The 6854-nt window shown below is 63.8% G+C and carries 4 protein-coding genes; 1 reads left to right on the plus strand and 3 read right to left on the minus strand.

Going from position 1 to position 6854, the window contains the following annotated elements:
• Window positions 1-14 precede the first annotated feature (14 nt).
• Window positions 15-1508, minus strand: coding sequence for an ABC transporter substrate-binding protein (locus SKA58_RS11395; protein ID WP_009822585.1), 1494 nt, complete (start codon window positions 1506-1508; stop codon window positions 15-17).
• Between the two features lie 157 nt (window positions 1509-1665).
• Here SKA58_RS11395 and SKA58_RS11400 point away from each other — a divergent pair, with 157 nt between their 5' ends.
• Entirely contained in the window at window positions 1666-3054 is a 1389-nt protein-coding gene (locus SKA58_RS11400; protein WP_009822586.1) for an OprO/OprP family phosphate-selective porin, read from the plus strand.
• A 45-nt stretch (window positions 3055-3099) separates the two neighbouring features.
• Here SKA58_RS11400 and metH read toward each other — a convergent pair whose 3' ends face one another.
• Together metH and SKA58_RS11410 are read right to left on the minus strand one after the other, a co-directional pair.
• Entirely contained in the window at window positions 3100-5799 is a 2700-nt protein-coding gene (gene metH, locus SKA58_RS11405) for a methionine synthase (RefSeq protein WP_332249877.1), read from the minus strand.
• A complete protein-coding gene (locus tag SKA58_RS11410; RefSeq protein ID WP_009822588.1) occupies window positions 5786-6832 on the minus strand; it encodes a homocysteine S-methyltransferase family protein in 1047 nt (348 codons plus the stop codon). The genes metH and SKA58_RS11410 overlap by 14 nt, the downstream gene beginning before the upstream one ends.
• Window positions 6833-6854 lie beyond the last annotated feature (22 nt).

Raw genomic sequence — 6854 nt, forward strand, 5'->3', positions numbered from 1 at the left:
CTCCTCCACCTTCTCTAATTGGGGGAGGCGAGGAGATGGTTCAATGGGTGGCGCGCGCGCTGCGAAGGCATGAAGCCGCCGAGGCGGCGCGATACGAGCGACCAGCGCACCGGCGCGCCGAGCGCGATATAGCCATTATGCGCCTGAATCAGCGCTTCGGCTTCGGCGATGCGGGCCAGCCGCTCCTCCGTAGTGCTGGCAAGGCTGGCCGACTGCATCGCGGCGTCGGCGGCGGGGTTGCAATGCACTTTGCGCGCGCAGCCGACACGGCCGAGATACCATAGCGCGCTGTCATAGGGTGCGACTTCGTCGATCAGGCGCAGGTCGGCCGGATCGGTCATGGCGACTCGTTCGGCGGCAAGGCCGATCGCCCCCAAGTCCCGGCGCAGCATCCCAAACAGCAATGTCGCCCCGGGGCCTTCGGGCAGAGCGATGCGCAGCGCGGGTACATCCTCATGATCGGCGCGCCAGCGCGTGATGGTCGCGCTCGCCCGCGCCCGGCGATCGTCCATAGACTGGCTGGCCCAAGCCGGCGCGGTCGGGGCGCGGCCAAGGTCGAGGTCGGACGGGACAATGCGATCGGTCGTGGTCCAGCCGCCGAGCGGGAAGAGATTGGGCAACTGACTGCGGTCGATCGCCATGTTAATCGCGGCGCGGACATTGTCATCGTCCAGCATCGCGCCGGTGCCGACCACCGCAAGGCCGAGCAGGCCCTGCACCGGATCAATCCGCACCGCGTCCCGGTCTATGCCGGCGGGCACGAGCAGCGGCACGTCCGCGAACCGACCGCCCAACATGAGCGCCGAGCGTCCTTCGCGAAAACGCACGATGCCCAGCGCCGCCCGCTCGGCACGCAGGACGCGCAGCATCGAGGGCGGAATCGGTTCTTCCTCTGCGTCATCGTCGCCCGTCGACCGGTCCACCGGCGTCAGCATCAACGCGCCGCCCTGCCGCCGCGCCCGGTAAGGCCCGGTGCCGCCATCGCGCGACAGGATACCCATTTGCGGCTGCGCCAGCATCTGGAGCATATAGGGGCGCGCGGCGACCATGCGGATTTCGATGACCTCACCCGTCATGGGCACGACCGCCTGAACCGCATCGAGCGGGCCATCGGGGTCAAGCTGGCGCAGGCTGGTGATGCGCGCCATCAGCATCCGCGCGACTGCGGTGGCGGTGACGCGCGACCCATCAGCCCAGAATGCGCGCCGCAGTCGGAAGATGTAGCTGCGTCCATCATCCTCGACGATCCAGCGCTGGGCTAGCCCCGGCACGATGTCCCCGCGCGCATCGAAAGCGACAAGACCCTGCGCCGTGCTTTCCAGCAACAGCTTGGCGGCCGGGTCCGGCAATTGCTGCAATGGCTTTTTCAGGTCGTCCCGATCGCCAACGACACTGACGACGATCAGTCCGCTATCTTCTTTCGAACAGGCCGACAGCCCGAGCAGCATCGCGCCAAGCGGCGGCATAGCGAGGCGCAGGGCGCGCGGGAGGGAAAAGGCGATGCGCATGGGTCGGCAGGAGTAGCGAATGGACGCGCAATCACCAACCCCGGTTCCACCTGAACCACTGTCATATTTTAGCAATATTAAAGACCCTTATATGCAATAAATAGTTCATATTGGCTCCGCCCAGAGAAAGGGCGTGCCCATGCCAGCTTTGAAACCGATGACCGCGATCGCGCTGATCCTGACAACGGCGCACGTCCCTGCCGCGGCGCAGGCGATCAGCCAGCAGGAGGCCGCGGCGTTGCGGGCCGAAATCGCCGCGCTCAAGGCCCAGATAAACCGGCTGGAAGCGCGCATCGGCGGTGGTGATTCGGCGGCTGTGATGGCCGCGACGCAGGGCGGCACCCCTGCCCCGCCACCACTGGCGGCCGCCACCGAGCCCGCCCCGCCCGCCCAAACGCCCACGGCGGTTCGCTGGAAGGGAGGCCCGGTCTTTTCCCAGGGAAAGATGACCTTCCACCCCAAGGGTCGCATCCAATATGACGCCGGACTGCTGATGACGCCTGACAGCGTCGCGGACCGGGCGCGGGGCTATTCCAACGAATTGCGGCGACTGCGGCTGGGCGGCGAAGGCACGATCGGCGGCGGCTTTGGCTACAAGCTGGAACTGGAACTGTCCGACAACAGCGTCGATCTGGTCGATTCCTTCATCACCTATGAAAAGGGCCCGTGGCTGGTGACGCTGGGCAATCATAATGGCTTCCAGTCGCTGGACGAACTGATCAGCGATACCGGCGGCGCGGTGATGGAGCGCGCGGCCTTTACCGACGCCTTCAATTTCGAGCGGCGGCTGGGGCTGTCCGTGCAATATCGCAAGGGCATCCTGCTGGCGCAGGCGGGCCTGTTTTCCGACAGTGCCGATTCGCTGACCAATGATGCGGACGGCGCCGATGGCGGGGACGAGAATAACAGCTACTCCCTCGACGGGCGCATCGTGCTGGCGCCCAAATGGGGCGACACGCAATTGCATCTGGCGGCGTCGGGCCATTGGCGCGATTTCCAGCGGCTCTCGTCGGTCGGCCAACGCTATCGCCAGCGCGCCTATCTTCATTCCGCCAACAGCCGCTTCCTGGCGACGCCGCAGATCGTCGGGAAAAGCGAAAGCCATTATGGGCTGGAGTTTGCCGGCGAACGCGGCCCCTTCTGGTGGGCAAGCGAGGCGCATTGGTTGCGGGTGTCGCAAGCTGGCGTTGCCGATCCGCTCTTTTTCGGCGGCTATGGCGAAGTCGGCTATGTGCTCACCGGCGAACAGCGGGGGTATAAGAACGGCATTTTCGGCACGGTGACGCCTGACGGCCCGGTCGGCAGCGGCGGATGGGGCGCGTTGCAGGCGACGCTGCGCTACGATTATCTGGACTTGAATGACAAGGGGATCGTGGGCGGCACGCAAAAGGCGGTGATCGCCGCGATGGTGTGGACGCCGGTCGAGTTCCTGCGCTTCAACGTCAATTACGCCCATCTGCGCTTTGGCGACGCGGCGATATTGGCCGGGGACGACCGGGACTACAGCGTCGATGTCATTGGCTGGCGCGCCGAGCTGGATTTCTGACCGGGGCGGGCGACGCGCGATGACGCGTCGCCCTGGAAGTCCGCCTTAGTCGAGATTGGGGCGCAAATAACGCTCGGCCGTTTCCAGGTCGATACCGCGCCGCGCGGCATAATCCTCCAACTGATCGCGGCCGACGCGGGCGACGCCGAAATATTCGGCCTGATCGTGGCCGAAATAGAAGCCGCTGACCGCCGCCGTCGGCAGCATGGCGAAGCTTTCGGTCAGCGAAACCCCTGTGGCGTGATGCGCGTCGAGCATGTCGAACAGCAGGGGTTTGAGGCTATGTTCCGGGCAGGCGGGATAGCCGGGCGCGGGGCGGATGCCGCGATATTGCTCTTTGATGAGCGCTTCGTTGGTCAGCTGCTCCCCTTCGGCATAGCCCCATAGCGCGGTGCGGACATAATAGTGCAATCGCTCGGCAAAGGCTTCGGCCAGACGATCGGCCAGCGCTTTCAGAAGAATGTCCGAATAGTCATCGATCGCCGCCTTGAAGCGGGCAAGATGCGGTTCGATGCCGTGTATCGACACGGCAAAGCCGCCCATCCAGTCACCATTGGGGCTGATGAAGTCGGCCAGGCACATATTGGCCCGCCCTTCGCGCTTGGCGATCTGCTGTCGCAGCATGGGCAGGCGGACATGTTTCTCGTCCTCGACATGGACGATAATGTCGTCGCCGACCCGGCGGCAGGGCCACAGGCCACAGACGCCACGCGCGGTCAGCCATTTTTCATGGACGATCCGGTCCAGCATCTTCTGCGCGTCGGCAAACAGGCTGCGCGCGCTTTCGCCGACAATCTCGTCGTCCAGGATCGCGGGATAATTGCCCGCCAGTTCCCATGCGCGGAAGAAAGGGGTCCAGTCGATATATTGGACCAGATCCTTCAAATCCCAGTCGGGAAAGCGATGCACGCCGGGCAGGCGCGGACGCGGGGCTTTCAAAGCCTCGTCCATCTCGAACCCGTTGGCGCGCGCGTCCTCGATCGAGAGAAGCTGGCTTTGCCCCTTCCCTTCCCGCGCCTTGCGGACATGATCATAATCGGCCTTCGTCCTGGCAACGAAATCGGTCTTTTGCGTGTCCGACACCAATGCGGTCGCGACGCCGACGGCGCGGCTGGCGTCGAGCACATGGACGACCGGGCCAGTGAAGGCTGGATCGATGCGCAGCGCGGTATGGACCTTCGACGTGGTCGCGCCGCCGATCAGCAACGGCATCGTCATGTTGGCGCGCTGCATTTCAGCAGCCACCGTCACCATCTCGTCGAGCGAAGGGGTGATAAGGCCCGACAGGCCGATCATGTCGGCGTCATTCTCGTTCGCGGCCTTCAATATGTCCTGCCAGGGCACCATTACGCCCATGTCGATGACGTCGAAGCCGTTGCACTGGAGCACGACGCCGACGATATTCTTGCCGATGTCGTGGACGTCGCCCTTGACCGTGGCCATGACGATCTTGCCCTTGCCCTTCGCGCCCGGCTCCTTTGCCGCTTCGATATAGGGCAGCAGATGCGCGACCGCTTTCTTCATGACGCGGGCGGACTTCACGACCTGGGGCAGGAACATCTTGCCCGCGCCGAACAGGTCGCCCACGACATTCATGCCGTCCATCAGCGGGCCTTCGATCACCTCGATCGGCCGGGCGGCGGCCAGGCGGGCTTCCTCCGTATCCTCGACCACATACATGTCGATGCCCTTGACCAGAGCATGTTCCAGCCGCTTGGCAACCGGCCAGCCGCGCCATTCCTGCGCCGCCTTTTCGGACGCGGCATCCTTGCCCTTGAAGGATTCGGCAAGCGCGACGAGGCGGTCGCCCGCTTCGGGGTCGGTGTTGAGGAGGACGTCCTCGCACGCCTTGCGCAGCGCCGGGTCGATCGCGTCATAGACGTCGAGCTGCCCCGCATTGACGATCGCCATGTCCAGCCCCGCCGGAATGGCGTGGTAGAGGAAGACGCTGTGCATCGCCCGGCGTACCGGCTCATTGCCCCGGAAGGAGAAGGAGAAGTTCGACAGGCCGCCCGAAATATGGACATGCGGGCAGCGGGCCTTGATCTCCTTGCACGCCTCAATGAAGTCGACGCCGTAATTATTATGCTCCTCGATCCCCGTCGCCACGGCGAAGATATTGGGATCGAAGATGATGTCTTCCGGCGGGAAGCCGATGGTCATCAGCAGCTTGTAGGCGCGCTCGCAGATTTCGACCTTGCGTTCCTTTGTGTCGGCCTGCCCGGTTTCGTCGAACGCCATCACGACGACAGCGGCGCCATAGGCCATGCAGAGGCGCGCGTGGTGGAGGAAGGCTTCCTCACCCTCCTTCATGCTGATCGAGTTGACGACCGGCTTGCCCGACACGCATTTGAGGCCCGCCTCGATCACGTCCCATTTGGAGCTGTCGATCATCACGGGCACGCGGCTGATGTCCGGTTCGGCAGTCATCAGCTTGAGGAAGGTGGTCATCGCCTCGACCGCGTCGAGCAGGCCTTCGTCCATGTTCACGTCGACGATTTGCGCGCCGTTTTCGACCTGATCGCGCGCGATATCGATGGCGGCGGCATAGTCGCCGGCCATGATCAGCTTCTTGAACTTGGCGGAACCGGTGACGTTGGTGCGTTCACCGATGTTGACGAAGTTGGCGGTGGATTGGGTGGTCATCTTATCAATATCCGTTCGCTTCGAGCGAAGTCGAGAAGCATCCGCGCCCGGTTCTCGACAAGCTCGAACCGAACGGATGTGGGTTTCAGGCCGCGATATGCATGGGTTCGAGGCCCGCGAGCCGCGTCACGACCGGCAGATCGGGCACCATACGCGGCTTGTGACCGGCCAGCGCCTTCGCCACCGCGCCAATATGCGCAGGCGTCGTGCCACAGCAGCCGCCGACCATATTGACCAGCCCTTCATCCACCCAGTCGCGGATCAGCTTCGCGGTGGTTTCGGGCAGCTCGTCATATTGGCCCAGTTCGTTGGGCAGTCCGGCATTGGGATAGGCCAGGATCAGCGTGTCGGCATTCTTCGACAGTTCGCTGAGGTAAGGCCGCAGCAGATCCGCGCCGAAGGCGCAGTTCACCCCTATAGTGAGCGGCTTCAAATGGCGCAGCGAATACCAGAAGGCGTTGATCGTGTGGCCCGACAGGTTGCGGCCCGACATGTCGGTGATGGTGAAGCTGAGCATCAGCGGCACGGAGCGTCCGGCCGCCGCTTCCGCTTCGCGCGCGGCCATGCCCGCAGCCTTGGCATTGAGCGTATCGAAACAGGTTTCGACCAGCAGGAAATCCACCCCGCCCGCGATCAACGCGTCGCATTGTTCGCGATAATCGGCCTTGAGCGTATCATAGTCGACCTCACGATAGGCGGGGTCGTTGACGTCGGGCGAGATGGAAAGCGTCTTGTTGGTCGGGCCGATCGAACCGCAGACGAAGCGCGGCTTGCCGTCCTTCGCGCTTGCCTTCTCGCACGCCGAGCGGGCCAGCCTGGCCGCCGCGAGATTAATGTCCCAGACCAGATGTTCGCAGCCATAATCGGCCATGGCGATCTTGGTCGAACTAAACGTGTTGGTTTCGACCATGTCCGCGCCCGCGTCGAGATAAGCGGTGTGGATGCCCTCTACAATGTCGGGGCGGGTCAGGCAGAGCAGGTCGTTATTGCCCTTCTGATCCTTCGCCAAGTCGAGTTCGCCGCGATAATCGGCTTCGGCCAGGCCATGTTTCTGGATCGACGTGCCATAGCCGCCGTCAAAGATCAGGATCTTTTCGGCAGCCAGTTGGCGGAATTTCTGTTCGGCGGTCATTTGCTCCCTCTCCCCGTTCGGT

Source organism: Sphingomonas sp. SKA58, assembly GCF_000153545.1.
Taxonomy (GTDB): Bacteria; Pseudomonadota; Alphaproteobacteria; order Sphingomonadales; family Sphingomonadaceae; genus Sphingobium; species Sphingobium soli.